This is a genomic window from Candidatus Methylomirabilota bacterium (genome assembly GCA_036002485.1).
Lineage (GTDB): Bacteria > Methylomirabilota > Methylomirabilia > Rokubacteriales > CSP1-6 > AR37.
Window position 1 is genome coordinate 1 of the sequence record DASYTI010000002.1, and the last position, 18,193, is coordinate 18,193.

At 67.1% G+C, this 18,193-nt stretch carries 20 protein-coding genes and 1 tRNA gene; 15 read left to right on the forward strand and 6 right to left on the reverse strand.

What is annotated here, in order from left to right; genetic code table 11:
- The 7 genes from VGT00_00625 to clpX form a co-directional block, all read left to right on the forward strand.
- Nucleotides 1–487: efflux RND transporter periplasmic adaptor subunit (locus VGT00_00625; protein HEV8529903.1), on the forward strand; the 487-nt coding region annotated here is incomplete at its 5' end.
- Nucleotides 484–1,158: an ABC transporter ATP-binding protein gene (locus tag VGT00_00630; GenBank protein ID HEV8529904.1), complete on the forward strand. Its 675-nt coding sequence runs from the start codon at nt 484–486 to the stop codon at nt 1,156–1,158. The genes VGT00_00625 and VGT00_00630, both read left to right, overlap by 4 nt.
- Nucleotides 1,155–2,294 (forward strand): ABC transporter permease, encoded by a 1,140-nt coding sequence (locus VGT00_00635; GenBank protein HEV8529905.1) that lies wholly within the window; start codon nt 1,155–1,157, stop codon nt 2,292–2,294. Before VGT00_00630 ends, VGT00_00635 begins: the two co-directional genes overlap by 4 nt.
- Nucleotide 2,295: 1 nt before the next feature.
- Complete coding sequence (locus tag VGT00_00640; GenBank protein ID HEV8529906.1) at nt 2,296–3,468, forward strand: ABC transporter permease; 1,173 nt, start codon at nt 2,296–2,298, stop codon at nt 3,466–3,468.
- A gap of 86 nt (nt 3,469–3,554) precedes the next feature.
- Entirely contained in the window at nt 3,555–4,823 is a 1,269-nt protein-coding gene (tig, locus tag VGT00_00645) for a trigger factor (GenBank protein HEV8529907.1), read from the forward strand.
- 35 nt (nt 4,824–4,858) lie between these two features.
- Nucleotides 4,859–5,485, forward strand: a complete 627-nt coding sequence (gene clpP, locus VGT00_00650; protein HEV8529908.1) for an ATP-dependent Clp endopeptidase proteolytic subunit ClpP — start codon at nt 4,859–4,861, stop codon at nt 5,483–5,485.
- A gap of 10 nt (nt 5,486–5,495) precedes the next feature.
- A complete protein-coding gene (clpX, locus tag VGT00_00655) occupies nt 5,496–6,749 on the forward strand; it encodes an ATP-dependent Clp protease ATP-binding subunit ClpX (protein HEV8529909.1) in 1,254 nt (417 codons plus the stop codon).
- Between the two features lie 292 nt (nt 6,750–7,041).
- On the opposite strand, the gene VGT00_00660 is transcribed toward clpX, so the two are convergent.
- Complete coding sequence (locus tag VGT00_00660; GenBank protein HEV8529910.1) at nt 7,042–7,812, reverse strand: GNAT family N-acetyltransferase; 771 nt, start codon at nt 7,810–7,812, stop codon at nt 7,042–7,044.
- Between the two features lie 49 nt (nt 7,813–7,861).
- On the opposite strand from VGT00_00660, the gene rsmI reads away from it, so the two are divergent.
- Nucleotides 7,862–8,572: a 16S rRNA (cytidine(1402)-2'-O)-methyltransferase gene (gene rsmI / locus VGT00_00665; protein ID HEV8529911.1), complete on the forward strand. Its 711-nt coding sequence runs from the start codon at nt 7,862–7,864 to the stop codon at nt 8,570–8,572.
- On the opposite strand, the gene VGT00_00670 is transcribed toward rsmI, so the two are convergent.
- From VGT00_00670 to VGT00_00685, 4 genes are all read right to left on the reverse strand, one after another.
- Nucleotides 8,559–9,821: an ATP-binding protein gene (locus VGT00_00670; protein ID HEV8529912.1), complete on the reverse strand. Its 1,263-nt coding sequence runs from the start codon at nt 9,819–9,821 to the stop codon at nt 8,559–8,561. The two genes, rsmI and VGT00_00670, sit on opposite strands and share 14 nt — an antisense overlap.
- 16 nt (nt 9,822–9,837) lie before the next feature.
- Complete coding sequence (locus tag VGT00_00675) at nt 9,838–10,269, reverse strand: hypothetical protein (protein HEV8529913.1); 432 nt, start codon at nt 10,267–10,269, stop codon at nt 9,838–9,840.
- A gap of 219 nt (nt 10,270–10,488) precedes the next feature.
- Nucleotides 10,489–10,845: a VOC family protein gene (locus VGT00_00680; GenBank protein HEV8529914.1), complete on the reverse strand. Its 357-nt coding sequence runs from the start codon at nt 10,843–10,845 to the stop codon at nt 10,489–10,491.
- 21 nt (nt 10,846–10,866) lie between these two features.
- A tRNA-Val gene (locus VGT00_00685) sits at nt 10,867–10,941 on the reverse strand.
- Nucleotides 10,942–11,059: 118 nt separating this feature from the next.
- Here VGT00_00685 and thiD point away from each other — a divergent pair.
- The 6 genes from thiD to VGT00_00715 all read left to right on the forward strand — a co-directional run bounded on the left by thiD (nt 11,060) and on the right by VGT00_00715 (nt 16,368).
- Nucleotides 11,060–11,848 (forward strand): bifunctional hydroxymethylpyrimidine kinase/phosphomethylpyrimidine kinase, encoded by a 789-nt coding sequence (thiD, locus tag VGT00_00690; protein ID HEV8529915.1) that lies wholly within the window; start codon nt 11,060–11,062, stop codon nt 11,846–11,848.
- A complete protein-coding gene (gene tatC / locus VGT00_00695; GenBank protein ID HEV8529916.1) occupies nt 11,848–12,642 on the forward strand; it encodes a twin-arginine translocase subunit TatC in 795 nt (264 codons plus the stop codon). The genes thiD and tatC overlap by 1 nt, the downstream gene beginning before the upstream one ends.
- Nucleotides 12,639–13,997, forward strand: a complete 1,359-nt coding sequence (locus tag VGT00_00700; protein HEV8529917.1) for a DEAD/DEAH box helicase — start codon at nt 12,639–12,641, stop codon at nt 13,995–13,997. The genes tatC and VGT00_00700 overlap by 4 nt, the downstream gene beginning before the upstream one ends.
- 3 nt (nt 13,998–14,000) lie before the next feature.
- The gene (locus VGT00_00705; GenBank protein HEV8529918.1) at nt 14,001–14,699 is read left to right on the forward strand and encodes a hypothetical protein; all 699 of its coding nucleotides are present in this window, start codon (nt 14,001–14,003) and stop codon (nt 14,697–14,699) included.
- 2 nt (nt 14,700–14,701) lie between these two features.
- Nucleotides 14,702–15,274 carry a 2'-5' RNA ligase family protein gene (locus VGT00_00710; protein HEV8529919.1) on the forward strand — a complete coding sequence of 191 codons (573 nt, stop codon included), beginning with the start codon at nt 14,702–14,704 and terminating at the stop codon, nt 15,272–15,274.
- Nucleotides 15,275–15,741: 467 nt separating this feature from the next.
- On the forward strand, nt 15,742–16,368 hold the full coding sequence (locus tag VGT00_00715; GenBank protein ID HEV8529920.1) for a flavin reductase family protein: 627 nt from the start codon (nt 15,742–15,744) through the stop codon (nt 16,366–16,368).
- 93 nt (nt 16,369–16,461) lie between these two features.
- Here the strand turns inward: VGT00_00715 and VGT00_00720 are convergent, their stop codons facing one another.
- The gene (locus VGT00_00720; GenBank protein HEV8529921.1) at nt 16,462–16,866 is read right to left on the reverse strand and encodes a nuclear transport factor 2 family protein; all 405 of its coding nucleotides are present in this window, start codon (nt 16,864–16,866) and stop codon (nt 16,462–16,464) included.
- Between the two features lie 176 nt (nt 16,867–17,042).
- Between VGT00_00720 and VGT00_00725 the strand changes: the two genes are divergently transcribed.
- A partial coding sequence (locus tag VGT00_00725) for an ABC transporter substrate-binding protein (protein ID HEV8529922.1) occupies nt 17,043–18,193 on the forward strand: 1,151 nt, incomplete at its 3' end.

The following is an 18,193-nucleotide window of genomic DNA, read 5'->3' on the forward strand; positions in this document are numbered from 1 at the left end:
CGACATGACCTCGCTCGAGATCGAGGTGGACGTGAACGAGTCCTACATCGCGCGGGTCCGCGACGGGCAGCCCGTCACCGCCATCCTCGACGCCTATCCGGACTGGCAGATCCCCGGCAAGGTTCGCACGCTCATCCCCACCGCGGACCGGCAGAAGGCCACCGTGAAAGTGCGCGCGTCCTTCGACCGGCTCGACCCGCGCATCTTGCCCGACATGGGCGTCAAGGTGACGTTCCTCGGCGACGCGCCGGTCGCGGCGCCCTCCCATGGCCGCGTGCTCGTGCCCCGGACGGCCATCAGCGAGGACGGCGGGAAGCCCACGGTGTTCGTCTATCGTGAAGGGCGGGTGGAGCGACGCGTGATTGGCCTCGGGCAGGCGCGCGGCAACGATCAGGAAGTGATCGCGGGCCTGGCCGACGGCGACCAGATCGTCACGGCCGGCGACAAGAATCTCCGCGATGGCCAGCGCGTGACCGTGAAGCGATGAGCCTCATCGAGGTGCGGGGGCTCGGCAAGACGTACGTGCGGGGCAGCGAGGAGCTGCACGTGCTGCGGGGGCTGACCCTCGACGTCGAGGCCGGCGAGTTCGTGGCCTTCATGGGTCCGAGTGGGTCCGGCAAGACCACCCTCCTCAACCTCCTGGGTGGCCTCGATCTGCCCACCGAGGGCAGCATCACGGTGGCGGGCGACGAGATCACGCGGATGTCCGGGGGCAAGCTCACGGCGTGGCGCGCTCGGCACGTGGGGTTCGTCTTCCAGATGTACAACCTCATCCCCGTGCTCACGGCGTTTCAGAACGTGGAGCTGCCCCTCCTCCTCACGCGCCTGACCAAGACCGAGCGCCGCCGGCACGTGGAGACGGCCCTGGCCGTGGTCGGTCTCGAGGACCGCATGCATCACTTCCCGCGCCAGCTGTCCGGGGGCCAGGAGCAACGGGTGGGCATCGCGCGGGCCATCGTGGCCGATCCCACCTTCTTGCTGTGCGACGAGCCCACGGGCGACCTCGATCGCAAGAGCGCGGATGAGGTGGTCGAGCTCCTGGACCGCCTCGTCGGCGAGTACGGCAAGACGGTGCTGATGGTGACGCACGATCCGCTCGCCGCCAAGCGCGCGCGGGTGACCCGTCTTCTCGAGAAGGGCGCGCTCGTGGACGCATGAAATACGCCCGCCTCATCGTCGCCAATCTCTTCAGGAAGAAGACCCGCACCACCCTCACCGTCGGCTCCTTCGCGGTGGCCCTCTTCCTCTTCGCCCTCCTCATGGTGGTGCACGGGGCCTTCTCGCAGGGCGTGTCGGTGGCGGGGGCCGATCGGCTCGTGGTGGTGAACCGCGTGTCGATGATCCAGCCCCTCCCGCTTGCCTACCGCGACCGGCTCCTGCGCCTGCCGGGGGTGGCGCAGGTGACGTTCGCGAACTGGTTCGGGGGCGTCTATCAGGACGAGCGCAACTTCTTCCCGCAGTTCGCCGTCGACACCCAGGGATACCGGCAGATGTTCCCTGAGTTCGTCCTCGACGACGAGGAGTGGGCCGCCTTTCTGGGCGACAAAGAGGGCGCCATCGTCGGTCAAGGTCTGGCCGAGCGGTTCAAGTGGAAGATGGGCGACCGGATCCCCGTCCGCGGCACCATCTACCCCGGCACGTGGGAGTTCAATATCCGTGGCATCTACCGCGGCCAGCGGGTCCAGGATGACGTCTCGCAGTTCTGGTTCCGCTGGGACTATCTCGACGAGCGCACGGCCGGCCGCAAGGGCATCGTGGGCTGGTACACGGTGCGCATTGCCAACCCCGACGACGCCACCGGCGTCGCCAAGGCCATCGACGAGCGGTTCGCCAACTCCCCGTTCGAGACGCGCACGGATACGGAGAAGGCCTTCGCGGCGGGCTTCGTCAAGCAGATGGGCAACATCCAGCTGCTCATGATGACCATCGGCAGCGTGGTGTTCTTCACGCTCCTTCTCGTCACCGGCAACACCATGGCCATCGCCGTGCGCGAGCGCACGCGGGAGCTGGCCGTGCTGAAGGCCATCGGCTTCTCCGACGGCTTCGTGCTGGCCATGGTGATCGCGGAGACGCTGGTGGTGGCCGCGGTGGGCGGCGGGCTCGGCCTCGGGCTGGCCAAAGTCCTGACCCTGCGCGGGGACCCCACGGGCGGGCTCCTGCCCTTCTTCCATCTGTCGGGGGAGGCCATCGTCCTTGGCTTCGCGCTGGCCGTCGCCGTCGGCGTGATCGCCGGCTTCCTTCCCGCGCTCTCGGCCGGCCGCCTGCGCGTGGCCGACGCGCTCCGCCGGGTCTGAGGTGGCCATCCCTCTCGCCTACAATCTGCGGTCCCTCCGCGCGCGATGGACCTCGACGGTGGTGGCCGTGCTCGGCATCGCGGGAACGGTCGGGGTGTTCGTGGCCATGCTGTCGCTCGCCAAGGGCTTCGAAGCCACCCTGGTAGCTTCCGGCTCCCCGCGCAATGCCATCGTCCGCCGAGCAGGCGCGACGAGCGAGATGGACAGCGGCGTCCCCGTCGACCAGATCCGCGTGATCGTGGATGCGCCGGGCATCGCGCGGGCGCCCGGCCTCGGCTCCCTCGTGAGCCCCGAGGTCGTCGTGATCGCCGCCTTCCCCCTCAAAGGCCGCGACACCGATGGCAATGCGCAGGTGCGTGGGGTGTCGCCCACGGCTCTCGACGTGCGGCCGAGCGTGAAGCTGGTCGCGGGCCGGATGTTCCGGCCGGGGCTGACGGAGCTGGTGGTGGGCAAGAATGTCGCCGCGGCATACGACGGCCTCGACCTCGGGCAGACCGTGCGGTTCGGGGGCGGCACGTGGACGGTGGTGGGCGTGCTGGACGCCGGCGGGACCGCCTTCGACTCCGAGCTGTGGTGCGATGCCACCGTGCTCAAGCAGGTCTTCCAGCGACCGCCGAGCCAGTTCCAGTCGGTGACGGTGCGGCTCGACTCACCGGAGGCGTTCGCGGGCTTCAAGAGCGCCCTCACGTCGGACCCTCGGCTGACCGTGCAGATCGACCGTGAGGTGGACTACTACGCGAAGCAGTCGCAGCAGCTCACCATGCTCATCACCGTGCTCGGCAGCATCGTGGCGGTGGTGATGGGGATCGGCGCGATCTTCGGGGCGCTGAACACCATGTACTCGGCGGTGACGGAGCGGGCGCGGGAGATCGCCACCATGCGGGCCATCGGGTTCGGCGCGGGCAGCGTGGTCGTCTCATTCGTGATCGAAGCGCTCTGCATCGCCCTGGTCGGCGGCGTCCTCGGCTGCCTGGTCGTCCTCCCTCTCAACGGCCTGACCACGGGCACCATGAACTGGCAGACGTTCTCGCATCTGGCCTTCGCCTTCCGGATCACTCCGGCCCTCATGGTCTGGGGCGTGGTCTTCGCCCTGCTCATGGGCCTGGTGGGCGGCGTGCCCCCCGCGCTTCGCGCGGCACGCGCGCGCGTGGCGGTGGCCCTTCGCGAGCTGTAGGAGACGGGGAAGTGGTTGTATTCTTGACGATGCGTGGCGATAGTGTAGGATGGTGCCTCGCACCAACCCTCTCTTCAGGAGCCGAAATGAAAGTCGCCGTTGAGGAGATGAGTCCCTGCAAGCGCAAGCTGCAGGTGGAGGAAGGCCCCGAGGTCGTCCGCGCCGCCTGGCAGAAGGCCTTCTCGCGCGTCCAGAAGGAAGCGCGCCTGCCCGGCTTCCGCAAGGGCAAGGTGCCCTCGAGCATGATCAAGCTCCACTTCGCCGACGAGGTCCGGCAGGAAGTGGCCCGCCGTCTCATCCCCGACGTCTACCGCCAGGCTCTCGCGGAGACCCAGATCAAGCCGGTCGAAGAGCCGGATCTCCAGCAGGTGAGCCTCGAGGAGGATGCTCCGCTCAAGTTCGAGGCGGTGGTCGAGATCAAGCCCGCCATCATCCTCGGCCAGTACACGGGGCTCGGCGTGAAGCACACGCCCAAGCCCTTCGAGGACCGCGAGGTGGACGACACTCTCGAGCACCTGCGCGAGCAGCACGCGGAGTTCCGCACGGTGGAGCGCGCGGCCGATCCGGGCGATCTGGTGCTCATGGACTACACCCTCACTCCCGAGGGCATGGAGGCGCGCCACGAGAAGGGCTATGGCTTCGTCATCGGCTCGGGCGGCGTCATGCCCGAGATCGAGGAAGCGGTGATCGGCCTCGCGGCGGGCGGGGAGCGCACGGTCAATGTCCGCTTCCCCGACACGCACCAGATGGAGTCGCTGCGCGGCAAGTCGGGAGTGGCGCAGGTCAAGGTCAACGAGGTCAAGGAAAAGATCCTGCCCGCGCTGGATGACGAGCTCGCCAAGACGGTGGGCCAGGTCGACACCCTGGACGCTCTCAAGGCCGAGGTGCGTAAGGGGCTGCAGACCCGGCGCGAGAGCGAGAACCGGCGCGCCCTCGAAGAGGCGGTCACGGACGCCGTGCTGGCCAACCATCCCATCGAGGTGCCCGAGGCCCTGGTCCTCCGTCAGGTCGGCCATCTGATCGAGCACACCAAGGAACGGATGCGGCGGCAGGGGATGGATCCCGAGAAGCTGCCCTGGGACTATGGCAAGCTGCTCCAGGAGCTGCGGCCGGGGGCCGAGAAGGCCGTGCGGCGGGCCCTGATCCTGGAGGCCATCGCCGAGAAAGAAGGGCTCAACCCGTCCGAAGCCGACATCGAGGCGGAGATCGAGAAGATCGCCCTCGCCAATAGCCGCCCCGCTCCGGCCGTGAAGCGCATGATGGACCAGAGCGGAGACCTGGCGGGCCTGCGCCATTCCCTGGGCGAGGCCCGTACGATGGAGTTTCTCATCTCGAAGGCATCCGTGGCCGCCTAGGGTAAACTGGGCACATGGCAAAGAGGAGACGTCCGATGGGTTTGGTCCCGATGGTGGTCGAGCAGACGCCCCGCGGTGAGCGGGCGTTTGACATCTTTTCCCGGCTTCTCAAGGAGCGGATCATCTTCCTTCCCACCTATATCGAGGACGAGATCGCGAATCTCGTGATCGCGCAGATGCTCTTCCTCGAGGCCGAGGACCCCGACAAAGACATCAGTCTCTACATCAACTCCCCGGGTGGCTCGGTGACGGCGGGCATGGCCATCTACGACACCATGCAGTACGTGAAGGCGGACGTCGGCACGATCTGCATGGGGCAGGCTGCCTCCATGGGCGCCCTCCTCCTGGCCGCGGGGGCCCGGGGCAAGCGCTTCGCCCTGCCGCACGCGCGGATCATGATCCACCAGCCCCTGGGGGGCGTGCAGGGGCAGGCCACGGACATCGACATCCAGGCCAGGGAGATTCTCCGGATGCGCGAGGAGCTCAACCGCATCCTCCTTCACCATACCGGGCAGACCATGGAGAAGATCCAGCGCGACACCGACCGGGATTTCTTCATGACGGCCGAGCAGGCCAAGGAATACCACATCGTGGACGAGGTCATCTCCTCGAAGCCTACGCCCCGGGCCGTTCCCGAGGCGGCGATGGCGGGCAGGCCGTAGGAGAGACCGGATGGCCGCGCGCACGCGCGAAGGCACGGGGACGCTCAAGTGCTCGTTCTGCGGCAAGAGCCAGAACGATGTCCGCAAGCTGATCGCCGGCCCCACCGTCTACATCTGCGACGAGTGCATCGAGCTCTGTAATGACATCATCGCGGAGGAGTGGGAAGAGGAAAAGAGCCGGGATATCCGGAGCCTCCCCAAGCCCGCCGAGATCAAGAACGTCCTCGATCAGTACGTGGTCGGGCAGGAGCGGGCCAAGAAGATCCTCGCCGTGGCCGTGCACAATCACTACAAGCGCATCGAGGCGGGCTCCGAGGCGGGCGGCGACGTGGAGCTGCAGAAGGCCAATATCCTCCTCATCGGCCCCACGGGCTCCGGCAAGACCCTCCTCGCGCAGACTCTGGCCAAGATGCTCCACGTGCCCTTCACCATCGCCGACGCCACCACCCTGACCGAGGCCGGCTATGTCGGTGAGGACGTGGAGAACATCATCCTGAGGCTGCTCCAGGCCGCCGACTATGACGTGGACCGGGCCCAGCGGGGCATCGTCTACATCGACGAGATCGACAAAATCGCCCGCAAGAGCGAAAACCCGTCCATCACGCGGGACGTCTCCGGGGAAGGCGTCCAGCAAGCCCTCCTCAAGATCCTCGAGGGCACGGTGGCCAATGTGCCGCCCCAGGGTGGGCGCAAGCATCCCCACCAGGAGTTCATCCAGGTCGACACGGCCAACGTGCTCTTCGTGTGCGGCGGGGCCTTCGTGGGGCTCGACAAGATCGTCGAGAGTCGGATCGGCAAGACGGGCATGGGCTTCGGCGCCGAGGTGAAGAGCCGCGAGGACCGGCGGGTGGGCGATCTCCTGGCCATGGTGCAGCCGGAAGATATGCTCAGGTACGGGCTCATCCCCGAGTTCGTGGGACGGCTTCCCGTGGTGGCCACCCTTCACGACCTCGACGAGGCGGCCCTCGTGCGCATCCTGCGCGAGCCGAAGAACGCCATCATCAAGCAATATCAGAAGTACTTCGACCTCGAGAAGGTGCGGCTCAAGTTCACCGACGACGCGGTGTCGGCGGTGGCCCGCGAGGCCATGAAGCGCGGGACAGGGGCGCGGGGGCTGCGCTCGGTGCTGGAGGAGGTCATGCTGGAAGTCATGTACGAGCTGCCGTCGATTCCAGGGCTCAAGGAATGCATCGTCACCCGTGAGGTCATTCTCAACCGCGAGCGCCCCATCCTCATCTCGGAGCCGAAAGAGCAATCCGCCTAGGTTTCTGCTCGACTTTCGTCTCTAGCTGCCCGTTTCAGTATCGCTTCTCAGCACTCACTGCCACCCCCCTGTTCTACTCAGCCCTCGCCTCAGGGCTTCGCCCCTCAGCTCGAACTGCGGCCCTCTCCCCCTCATGGGGGAGAGGGATGTTGGTGGCCTTCTTTCGCGAATTAGGAATCCCTCTCCCCCATCGGGGGAGAGGGCCGCCGTTCGAGCTGAGCGGCACAGCCGCGAGGCGAGGGCTGAGTAAATCAGGGGGCGGTTCAGACGCATGAATTGTCCTCGAGCGGTGCTAATTACGTCTCTTCCCTGTCGGGGGAGGGGACAGCGGGTGCCGCATCCACACGTTGGGCTCCTCGTAGCGTCCCGTATTGCGCCGGACGTCGATCTTCACGGGCTGGAATGCGCCCGGCACCACGTAGGTCCCGCTTTCCGGGAAGCGCAGCCCGGTCCACTCCTCCCAGTGGGCCACCGTGTCCGTGATGACCATGCACTTCGGGGCCACGCGCACGATCTCGGCGCCCATCCGCTGGTGGACGCGGAGCCAGGGATCGAAATGCGTGCCGTCGGCGCGCATCCAGGTGATGTAGCGCTCCATGGGCGTCAGCGGATAGAGCTGCTTGAGCGACGGACGGACGGGGGCGACCAGCGTCTTGAGCTCATGCCGCCGGGCCAGCTCGGCCATGGCCTCGATGACCTTCGTGCTCAGCCCGCGGGCCCGCTGCGTCTCGTCCACGATGGCGGCCAGGGCCGAGAGGGCCGTGGGCTTCCGACCCTCTTGCTTCACAGCCAGACCTCGCTCCAGGATTTCCTTGATATCGGGGGGAAGATCGGCCGTGGAGCCGTCGCAGATGAAGGGTATGGTGTTGCCGACGGCCACGAGAGCGCCCGTCTCGTCCCAGACCCCGAACTGGAAATCGGCGAAGTCGGTGTAGATCCGAGGGAAGAGGCCTCCCGTGCCGTCGCCGTCCCAGAGAAAGCGGGGCCAGGCTTGGCGGTGGAAGTCGTGAAAGCGATCCCTGAGCGCAGGCTCTTCACCGAGCGTGCGAACTTTCAATTCCATGCCACAATGATCCCCGAATGACGGCCCCTCGTCCACCCGCCTCCCGTCGATGAGCCCTGGCACCCTCTACGTCGTGGCCACGCCCATCGGCAACCTGGAGGACATTACCCTGCGCGCCCTCCGGGTCTTGAAGGAGGTCGGCCTGGTCGCCTGCGAGGACACGCGGCGCACGCGCGCGCTCCTGACCCACTTCGGCATTCACGTGTCCGTGACGAGCTACTTCGAGCACAACAAGGCGACCAAGGGCGCGGCCATCGTCAGAAAGCTCGGCGAGGGCGTCTCGGTGGCCCTGGTCACCGATGCGGGCACTCCCGGCATCTCGGACCCTGGATTTCTTCTCGTGAAGGAGGCGCGAGAGGCGGGCATTGTCGTGGTCCCGGTGCCCGGTCCGTCAGCCGTGGTGGCCGCGCTCTCGGCCGCCGGCATCCCCGCCGACGCCTTCGTCTTCGACGGTTTCCTCCCCGTCAAGCCCGGACGGCGTGTGCACCGGCTCGAGGCGCTGCGCGAGCTCGAGACGACGATCGTCTGCTACGAGTCTCCCCACCGCATCCTGGCCTCGCTCGAGGCGATAGGCCAGGTCTTCGGCGAGGTCGAGATCATCGCGGCGCGGGAGCTGACCAAGCAGTTCGAGGAGATCGTGAGGGGAACCCCCGCGGGGCTTCGCGAGCGGTGGGCCAAGGGGCCGGTGAGAGGGGAATTCACCCTCGTCATCCCGGGAGCGACGAAGCGGCCCTCGAGCCAGAGATCTACGAGCGGTTGATGTCCCCGGTCACCGACGAACCCGCGCGAGACCAGGCATGGTGGATGACCGATCGGACCTGATCGAAGGAGAAAGGCTTGCCCAGAACGAAATCCACGCCGTTCGCCTTCGCATCCTCGGGTCCCAGGCGGTCCAGGTAGCCCGTCATGAGGGCGATGGTGGTGCCGGGCCAGCGCTGCTTGAGGCGACTCGCCAGCTCGAGCCCCGAGATACCGGGTAGGCCAACATCCACGATGACCAGGTCGAATCTCCGTGTCTCGAGCTCCACCAAGCCCGACTCACCATCGGAGCAGCTCACCACCGTGTGACCGTATCGGCTCAGTAGCTCGTGGAGCACCTCGCGCACTTCTTTCGAGTCGTCCACCACCAAGATTTGCGCCCCGGGTGAGAACTGCGCCGCGGATGCCGAGGAGGCCGCCACGATCGCCTCCGGAGCGATCTTGGTGGAGTCGGCCGCGGTGGGCAGGCAAATCGTGACGGTGGTGCCCTTGCCGACCTCGCTCTCGACCAAGATCTCGCCGCCGTGTCGGTCGACGATGGCATACGCTCCGCTCAGGCCGAAGTCTCGGCCTTTCTCCCGTTTCGTCGTGAAGAAGGGATCGAAGATGCGAAGGCGCACCTCGTCAGACATCCCGACGCCCGTGTCCGCCACATGGCAGAAGACATGCGACCCGTCCGTGTCGGTGCGGAAGGTGAGATGTCCGCCCTCCGGCATGGCGTCGAGGGCATTGACGGCGATGATGGTGAGCACGTTGCGGAGTTCAGCCGCATCGCCGGAAACGGCGGGCAGGACGCCCATCTCGGCGTGGACATCGCCCGAGATGTGGCGAGCCTCGAGCTGCGCGCTCCAACGGGCCCGGACAGAAGCGGCGATCTCGGACACCAGCTGGTTGAGGTCCACGGGCTGATAGGGACGGGCGGGTCGCGCTCGGCTGAAATCCTGGAGGCGCCGGACGATCCGGGTGCCTTCGAGGGCCACATGCTCGATCATCCGGACCGACTGCACGACTTCCAGGTCCTGCGTCTCAGTGACAAGGATTTGCGCTCGCGCCAGGATGCTGGAAAGAGTGTCGGTGAAGTCATGAGCGACCTCGCCGGCCATCTCGCGGAAGGCACTCAAACGCTCCTGCTGCACCGTCTGCCGATGGGCAGCCACCAGCGCTTCGAGCCGGGCTCGGACCTCGCCGAGGTCCGAGCGTCCCGGCACGTCAGGGTGCCGCGAGGGGGCCGCGCCCGGGTCCAGAGTCACGCGCTCTCCTGTCAGGTCAGCTGTGCGACACCTTCGCCTCGCGGGCGAAGGGGCTCGTGCGGAGCGGACCCTGGAACTTGTGGGCCACCTCGTTGACCAACTCTTTCATCTCGTCCAGGAGCTTGGCCGCGGCCTCTCCCGCCTCCGCCCGCTCCAGGTGGAGCTGGTCATTCTCGGCCCGCAGTTTGGCGACTTCCTCCTGCAATGCGTCGCGCTCTCGTTGCGCCGCCTCCGCGAGCCCGCTGGCCCGTTCCGCCTCTGTGCGCAGCCTTCCCACCTCCTCGCACACCTTCGTATACTCGAGCTGCGCGGACTCGGTGATGGAGCGGTGCCGGGCGTTTTCCTCGCTGAGATCCGTGATCACCTTGATCACGTCCCGCATCTCGTCGACCCACTTCGTCAAGGGCTTCTCGCTTTCCATGCGGGCGGGCTCGACCGAGTTGTCCATTCCCCCTCCTCCTTCTGTCGGCGGGCAGACGCTAACCGCTCCCCGGACGAGGTTCCGGTGCTTCACGCCGGGCGCGCATGGTCAGATTAAGCAACGGCGATGCCACGGAGCAACCTACGGGTAAACAGCCACTTACGTATCGCTCACTTCCCGCTTTTCACAAGAATTGTCAGTTGCGAATCTTTTTGGCGGCGGTGGAGGCGGCGACCGCGCTGATGCTTATACGGGTCGGGCGAACGAAAGGGCGTGGCCGTCGGGGTCGGTCAGGTGAAAGTAGCGCTCGCCCCACGACGCGTCCCGGGGAGGTGCCTCTGGCGTGAACCCCAGGGCGAGGACATGCGCGTACATGGCGTCAACGTCGTCGACGTAGAAGATGACGCGAGCCATACCCGACGAAGGCGGCTGATCGTCGGCCCTCGCGAGGTTCAGGTATCCCTTCCCGACCCGGAACGATGTGAAGGTGCCTGTCTCGCCCCCGTAGGCTTTTGAGAAGCCGAGGGCCTCATAGAACCGCACGGCTCGGGCCATGTCAGGCGTGGCAAACGTGATGGCGCTGATCGAGCGGATCTCCGGCACCCTGAGCAACCCCCGGACCAATGGTAGGCGGGGCAGGGATCGAACCTGCGGCCTCGGCCGTGTGAAAGCCGCGCTCTCCCTCTGAGCTACCCGCCTATGCCTTGTGACTTGACCGAGCTCTTGTATCAGGCAGAGCGAGTCTACATCACCGCGAGAAACGGTGTGCCCTCTGCTGCCTATGCCGATGTTCTCGTATCCCGTATACTAATGGGCCATGTCCATCCCCAAAGCCCTGACCATCGCCGGCTCTGATTCCGGCGGCGGCGCGGGCATCCAGGCCGACCTCAAGACCTTCTCGGCCTACCGTGTCTTCGGCATGTCCGTGATCACCGCCGTGACCGCGCAGAACTCGGTGGGCGTGCAGGGCGTGGAGAACCTGTCCCCGGCCATCGTGGCCCAGCAGCTCCGCTCGGTGCTCGAGGACTTCGGCGTCGACGCGGCGAAGTGCGGCATGCTCTCTGTGGCGCCCATCATCGAAGCCGTGGCGGGCGTGCTCGGCGAGCATCCCATCGACAAGCTCGTCGTCGATCCCGTCATGGTCGCCAAGTCGCGCGACGCGCTCCTCCAGCCGGATGCCGTCGAAGCGCTGATCCGCCGTATCCTGCCCCTCGCCCTCGTGGTCACGCCGAATCTGCCCGAGGCGGAAGTGCTGAGCGGGATCACCGTCTCGAACCGCGACGAGATGGAAGAAGCGGCGCGGCGCATCGGCAAGCTCGGCGCGCGCCACGTCCTCGTCAAGGGCGGCCATCTCAAGGGCGATGCCGTGGACATACTCTGGAATGGGCGCGAGATGACGGCCTTTCGGGTCCCGCGCATCGAGTCGTCGAACACCCACGGCACGGGCTGCACCTTAGCGGCGGCCATCGCGGCCGGGCTCGCGAAGGGCCGCCCGCTCGGCGAGGCCGTGCGGGAGGCCAAGGCCTACGTCACCAAGGCCATACGCGAGGGCTTCGCCCTCGGGCGCGGGGTGGGCCAGCTGCGACACTTCTTGACGGAGTGGTGATGAGCGACGAGCAGACCGCCTCCGATCCAGAGCAGGAGCGCGCCCTCGGCAAGATGTCGTTCATGGAGCACCTGGGCGAGCTGCGCACGCGCATCATGTGGGCGCTCGGCTCCGCGGCCGTGGGGCTCGTCATCGCGTTCTTCGTCACCGATCCCGCCATGCGCTTCATCTCCAAGCCGCTCGCGAAGATGCATACCGAGCTCGTGTTCACCTCGCCCACGGAGGCCTTCTGGACGTGGATGAAGGTGGCCATGGTCCTGGCCATCTTCATCTCCATGCCCGCCATCCTCTTCCAGGTCTGGAAGTTCGTCTCCCCGGGTCTCCACGCGCACGAGAAGAAGTACGCCGCGCCCTTCATCATCGTGGGCTCGCTCCTGTTCCTGATCGGCGGCGCCTTCGCCATGCTCGTGATCATCCCCTACGCCTCGAACTTCCTCGTCACCTTCGGCCAGGAGAAGGGCTGGAAGCCGATGATCACGGTGGCGAACTACACGGATTTCGTGATCAAGTTCGCCCTGGCCTTCGGCCTCGTCTTCGAGCTGCCGGTGGTGATCACCGTGCTCGCCCTCATCGGCGTGGTGACCCCGCAATTCCTCTCGAAGAACCGCAAGTACGCCATCCTCATCAACTTCATCATCGCCGCCGTGCTGACCCCGACGCCCGACATGATTAACCAGACTTTGATGGCGGGGCCCCTCTGCATCCTCTACGAGGTCGGCATCATCTGCGCCCGGCTGGCCGTCAGGAAGCGCACGGCGCCGCCCCCGCCCACCGAGACGGCGGCCACGCCATGAGCCCGCTCGACTTCATCTCGCTCGACCTGCCCGAGCCGGTGCTGGAAGGCATCCGCGACGCCGGCTTCGTGGCGACCACCCCCATCCAGGAGGGCACGCTGCCCCTCGCGCTGAAGGGCAAGGACGTGGCCGGCCAGTCCCAGACGGGCACGGGCAAGACGGCGGCCTTCCTGATCGCCGCCTTCACGCGCTGCCTGCGCCATCCCGCGCCCGCCAAGAGTGGGCCGACGGCGCCCCGCGTGCTCATCATCGCGCCCACCCGCGAGCTGGTCGTCCAGATCGAGGCGGACGCGCGGCTCCTGGGCGCGCACACCGGGCTGCGCATCCTGGCCGTGTACGGCGGCATCGACTACAACAAGCAACGCGAGGAGCTCCGCCAGAGCTGCGATGTGCTGGTGGGTACGCCGGGGCGCCTCATCGACTATCTCAAGCAGCACGTCTGGTCACCGCAGCGGGTCGAGGTCCTCGTCATCGACGAGGCCGATCGCCTGTTCGACATGGGCTTCATCGCCGACCTGCGCTTCATCCTACGCAAGCTGCCCAAGCCGGAGAAGCGGCAATCCTTCCTCTTCTCGGCCACCCTGTCCTTCCGGGTCATGGAATTGACCTGGGAGTTCATGAACAACCCGACGCAGATCTCGGTCACCCCGCTGCAGAAGACGGCCGAGAACGCGGTCCAGGTGCTCTTCCACGTCGGGAGGGAGGAGAAGTTCAATCTCCTGCTGGGCCTGCTGAAGCGCGAGGGCGGCAGCCGCATCTTGATCTTCTCGAACACCCGGGAGGAAGCGCGGCGGCTCGAGGATCGGCTGGGGCGCAATGGCTGGCAAGCCCGGGCCCTCACGGGCGATGTCGACCAGAAGAAGCGGCTCAAGATCTTGAACGATTTCAAGGACGGCGCGCTGCCCATTCTGGTGGCCACGGATGTCGCCTCGCGGGGACTCCATATCGAGGGCGTCACCCACGTCGTCAACTGGGACCTGCCCCAGGACCCGGAAGACTATGTACATCGCATCGGCCGAACGGCGCGCGCGGGGGCTTCGGGCGACGCCATCAGCCTGGCCGACGAGGCGGGCGCGCTCCAGATCGAGCCCATCGAGAAGTTCATCGGCCAGAAGATCCCCGTGGAATGGGCGGAGGACGAGTGGTATTTGCCCGAGATCAAACCCACCAGCGAGGAGCGCCGGCGCTATGCGGAGGAGAAGCGCGCGCGCATGGCGGCGCGCGGCGGGCGTCCCGGCAGCGGCGGGCGAGGGGGGCCGGGCGGAGGCCGCGGAGGGCCGAGCGGCGGCCACGGCGGGCGCCGCGCCGGTGGCGGCGGCCACAGCGGTCATCCGCGGGGGCGGGGCGGCCGCTAGTTCGTGGCGGCGAATACAATCGAGCTTTCGCTCCCTCAGGCCGAGCGCGCGCTCGTCGCCGCGCTCGCGGCACCCTGGCGCGATCTGCTCTATGTTCCCGGGTCCGACTTCACCTCACCGCTCGAGCCCGCGCTCTTCCGTAGCGCATTCGTGGTGATCCCGGCCGACGGCCCCGCTGTCCGTGTCTCATCGATGGTCATGCCGGCTTTCGGAGCCGAGCTCTGCCGCGTGCAGCTCGAAGCGCTCCCTGCTTACCGAGTCGAGATGCTCGGATCGTTCTTCGACCCTCGTCGGCGTGGGCAGATCTACGTGATGGGCCGCGAGCGCGAGGGGCCCGCCGCGCAGCCACCCGGTCACCCGGGCTGGGCCTACGAAGGGCCGTCGCTCGCCGATCGGCTCGGCCGCGTCGAGCGCGTGAGGGTTCTCCGCGAGCGAGTGGCCGCGCGCCTCGACGGCCAGCCCGTCGGGTGGACGGCCGACCGTGGACTGGTCGTCGACGTCACCGGGGACCAGCCCTGTCTCCTGCTCGCTTCGGCCCGCAGCGCCGAGGAGGCCCTCTTCGTCCCCGTGCCGCGCCTGTACCGGGCGCTGCTCGGGGCGGCCGCGGCGCCCGGAGCGACGGCGCGGGAGCTCCTGGGCTACGGCGACTGGGCCGGCGACTTCGAGCTGGCGCTCGAGACGGTCGGAATCAAGGCAAGCTGAGCGTGCCCGCGGAGGACGAACCGGCCAGGTACATCGTCCCGTGTCTCTTCCGGTCGCCGCAGATCGTGGAGTACCACCGCGAGCTGGTCGACGCGATCGCCGATCGATTCGGCTTGAGCTTTACCCAGGGCCAGCGGATCCCCGCTCACTTCACGCTCAAGTACCACTTCATCACGAATGAGATCCAGCGGGTGGAGGGGCTGCTGGAAGACTTCGTCTCGCGATACTCTTCCACCCCCGTTGAGGTAGGAGGGTTCGGCCATTTCGACGAGGATGTTGTCTTTGTGCAGGTGCGGCTTTCCGAGGGCGCGCAGCGCGTCCTCGCGGGATTGTTCTCGGCGCTGAGGACGCTGTCATGGATGCCGTGGAGCGCTCACGACGCCGAGCGTCTCCATCCCCACATGACGGTCGCGGAGTTGTGCCGGCCGCGGTTCGCCGAGGTGTGGGAGTTCGTCAAGACGCGCGAGCGACGGTTCGCCGCTCAGCTCGACAACGTCACGATTCTCCGGCAGGTCGGAGAAGAGGAGGGCATCGACCGGTGGGCTGTCCACAGGTCCTTTACCCTCGTCGGCTAGGAGCGGCAGCGGCCGCCTGTCGATGTCAGGGTCTCCCGCGCGCAGGATGAGGGCGAGGACCCCCGTCTCGTAGATCTCCTCGAGGAGCCAGAACCCCCCGAAGACGAGCAGCCAGACCTGCTCGAAGACCGCTCCGACGGCGAGAGTGGTCAGGCACACCCCCACGATGATGCCGCGAAGCCCCCGGACTACCCAGAGCGAAGCGCGCGGATCACCCGCGCACCGGAGTCCGCGTGCGAGCAGCCGGACGCCCCGAAATCCCGTCCAGGCACCGCCGAGAGTCGCCAAGATCGCCAGGACGACCACACCATGTCGCATGACTCATCGTCGATGCCGGGGCGGGCAGATTCAATTACCTGCGAGGTAGGCCGATCGGTTTGCCGATGAGGCCGAAATGTAGGATTGTAAGACCTGACCCCATGGCGGAGTTTACGATCTCGACGGCTGGACGACCAAGGAGCTGATCAATGCCGACCGCGTCAGCGCGCTCCGGTAATCGCCGCGCGCGCGCCGTGCGCGCGGCGCGGACACCGGCGAAGACGCCGGGCCCGCGCGTGGTCCGGCAGCCGCCTTCCCGCACCTTTGACGAGCGCGCGTTCCGGAGCGCCGTGGGCCGCTTCGCCACGGGTGTGATCGTCGTCACCGTGGGACCGCGGCGCGATCCGCGGGCCATGACCGCCAACGCCTTCATGTCGGGATCACTCGAGCCGCCGCTCATCGTCGTGTCGGTGGGAAGGACGGCGCGGATGCACGAGAGGCTCAACGGGGCGCGGCGGTTCGGCGTGAGCATTCTCGACCGGGAACAGGAGCCGGTAAGCCGCCACTTCGCGGGCCAGGCCGTTCCGCATTTCTCGCCGGAGCTCGGGGTGCTCGCCGGGGTGCCCGTGCTCGCCCGCGCGGCGGTGGTCATTGCCGTGCGCGTCGAGCATCGCTACGCCTGCGGGGACCATACGCTGTTCGTCGGAAAGGTGGAAGAGCTCGCGGTGAACGAGGGGGCCGTTCCGCTCGTCTATCACAATGGTCGGTACCGCGCGCTCGAGGCGCTGTCCGCGACGCCGGACACGAGTCCGCAGTCGTACCCGTCATTCTTCTGAGACGAAAGGCACACCGTCGTGCAGCGTCGCGTCCACCCGTAGGCCGGCTCGCGGCCGACCCTCCCGGCACCCGCTTGACAGGCTTGGTGGCGTCTACCCCTGGGTCTCGGGCTGGCGCGTGGATTGCCACGCGATCATGCGCCAGTGCTCGCCGGCCTTCGCGTAGACGGCCAGGTAGCGGACGGTGAAGCGCTGCTCCTTGCCATCTCGCTCCACGTGCATCTCCGACACGCCGTTGACGACGCCGATGCCTCCGTGAACGCGCGCCTTTCGCTCGCGGGGCGCGATGCCGCGATAGTGCGGCTTGCCGGCGCGGAGGTTCGCGATGTGCTCGGTCTTCGACTCGAGCCGCGCGGTGGAGTGAACGTAGGTCAGGTCGTCGGCCAGCGCCGCGTCGAGCGCGGCCCAGTCACCGCGCCGCATCGCCTCGAAGCGGCGGTCGTCGGCTCGCAGGACGTCGGCTTCGACCACGGTCAGCTCAGTCGCTATTGTCGCCATGACACCCTCCTCTGCCCCCCAGGATTCGTTTCACGCGGGCTCCCGGGCGGCGCAACGTGGTGATCCTAGCATGCGACGCGCCGCTCGGGATGCGACTTGTCCATTTCTTTTGGCGCTGAGGTTGCTACACTTTCCTCGTGCATCACGACAACCCCTCCGCCAAAGAGGAGAAGACGATGCGTCCTGTTCGCCTTGTCGGCTGCGCCCTGCTCGCCCTGCTCGCGGTCGCCACCCCCACCGCGGCGGCCCCGGAAGGCCAGATGACGTGGGGCGTTCACATCTCACTCGCGCCGCAGTGGTTCGATCCCGCCGAGACCCAGGGAATCATCACGCCGTTCATGGTGATGTACGCGATCCACGACGCGATGGCGAAGGCGATGCCCGGCAACGCGACGGCGCCGAGCCTGGCGGAGTCGTGGCAAGCCTCGGCCGACGGGCGCATCTACGACTTCACCCTCCGCAAAGGCGTGAAGTTTCACAATGGTGACCCCCTCACCTCTGCGGACGTGAAGTTCTCTTTCGAGCGGTACAGGGGCGCCTCCGCCCAGGCCCTCAAGGACCGCGTGGCCGCGGTGGAGACGCCAAGTCCGCTTCAGGTCAGGTTCCGCCTGAAGAACCCCTGGCCAGACTTCATGACGTTCTACACAGCAGCCAGCGGCGCCGGCTGGATCGTGCCGAAGAAGTACGTCGAGAAGGTTGGGGAGGACGCCTTCAAGAGGGCGCCCGTGGGCGCCGGCCCCTACAAGTTCGCCTCGTTCACGCCCGGCGTCGAGCTGGTCATGGAGGCGTTCGAGGGCTACTGGCGCAAGACGCCGAGCGTGAAGCGGCTCGTCTTCAAGGTCATCTCGGACGAGTCGACCCGCCTGGCCGCGTTGAAGCGCGGCGAGATCGACATCGTGTATTCGATCCGGGGCGAGCTGGCCGAAGAGCTGCAACGGATGCCCGGGCTCACGCTGAAGCCGGCGGTCATCCAGGCCCCGCAGTGGGTGAGCATGCTGGACCAGTGGGACCCAAAATCTCCCTGGCACGACAAGCGGGTGCGGCTGGCCGCCAACCTCGCCATCGACCGCAAGACGATCAATCAGGCGATCACTCTGGGCCACTCGAAGCTGACCTACAGCATCATCCCGAGCACGTTCGACTTCTACTGGTCGCCGCCCACCTATGCGTTCGATCCCCCTCAGGCCAAGAAGCTGCTCGCGGAAGCGGGCTACCCGAACGGCTTCGACGCGGGCGACTACTACCTGGACATCTCCTACGCGAACGTGCAGGAGGCGATCGCCAACTACCTGCTGCAGGTGGGCATCCGCGCCAAGCTGGTCTCGCG

Excerpts from the sequence above, each read along its gene's own strand:
- VGT00_00635 (HEV8529905.1), top strand. The coding sequence starts at position 1,155 with ATGAAATACGCCCGCCTCATCGTCGCCAATCTCTTCAGGAAGAAGACC.
- clpP (HEV8529908.1), top strand. The coding sequence starts at position 4,859 with ATGGGTTTGGTCCCGATGGTGGTCGAGCAGACGCCCCGCGGTGAGCGG.
- VGT00_00720 (HEV8529921.1), bottom strand. The coding sequence starts at position 16,866 with ATGGCGACAATAGCGACTGAGCTGACCGTGGTCGAAGCCGACGTCCTG.
- thiD (HEV8529915.1), top strand. The coding sequence starts at position 11,060 with ATGTCCATCCCCAAAGCCCTGACCATCGCCGGCTCTGATTCCGGCGGC.
- VGT00_00660 (HEV8529910.1), bottom strand. The coding sequence starts at position 7,812 with ATGGAATTGAAAGTTCGCACGCTCGGTGAAGAGCCTGCGCTCAGGGAT.
- VGT00_00630 (HEV8529904.1), top strand. The coding sequence starts at position 484 with ATGAGCCTCATCGAGGTGCGGGGGCTCGGCAAGACGTACGTGCGGGGC.
- rsmI (HEV8529911.1), top strand. The coding sequence starts at position 7,862 with ATGAGCCCTGGCACCCTCTACGTCGTGGCCACGCCCATCGGCAACCTG.
- tatC (HEV8529916.1), top strand. The coding sequence starts at position 11,848 with ATGAGCGACGAGCAGACCGCCTCCGATCCAGAGCAGGAGCGCGCCCTC.
- tig (HEV8529907.1), top strand. The coding sequence starts at position 3,555 with ATGAAAGTCGCCGTTGAGGAGATGAGTCCCTGCAAGCGCAAGCTGCAG.
- VGT00_00715 (HEV8529920.1), top strand. The coding sequence starts at position 15,742 with ATGCCGACCGCGTCAGCGCGCTCCGGTAATCGCCGCGCGCGCGCCGTG.
- VGT00_00700 (HEV8529917.1), top strand. The coding sequence starts at position 12,639 with ATGAGCCCGCTCGACTTCATCTCGCTCGACCTGCCCGAGCCGGTGCTG.
- VGT00_00675 (HEV8529913.1), bottom strand. The coding sequence starts at position 10,269 with ATGGACAACTCGGTCGAGCCCGCCCGCATGGAAAGCGAGAAGCCCTTG.
- clpX (HEV8529909.1), top strand. The coding sequence starts at position 5,496 with ATGGCCGCGCGCACGCGCGAAGGCACGGGGACGCTCAAGTGCTCGTTC.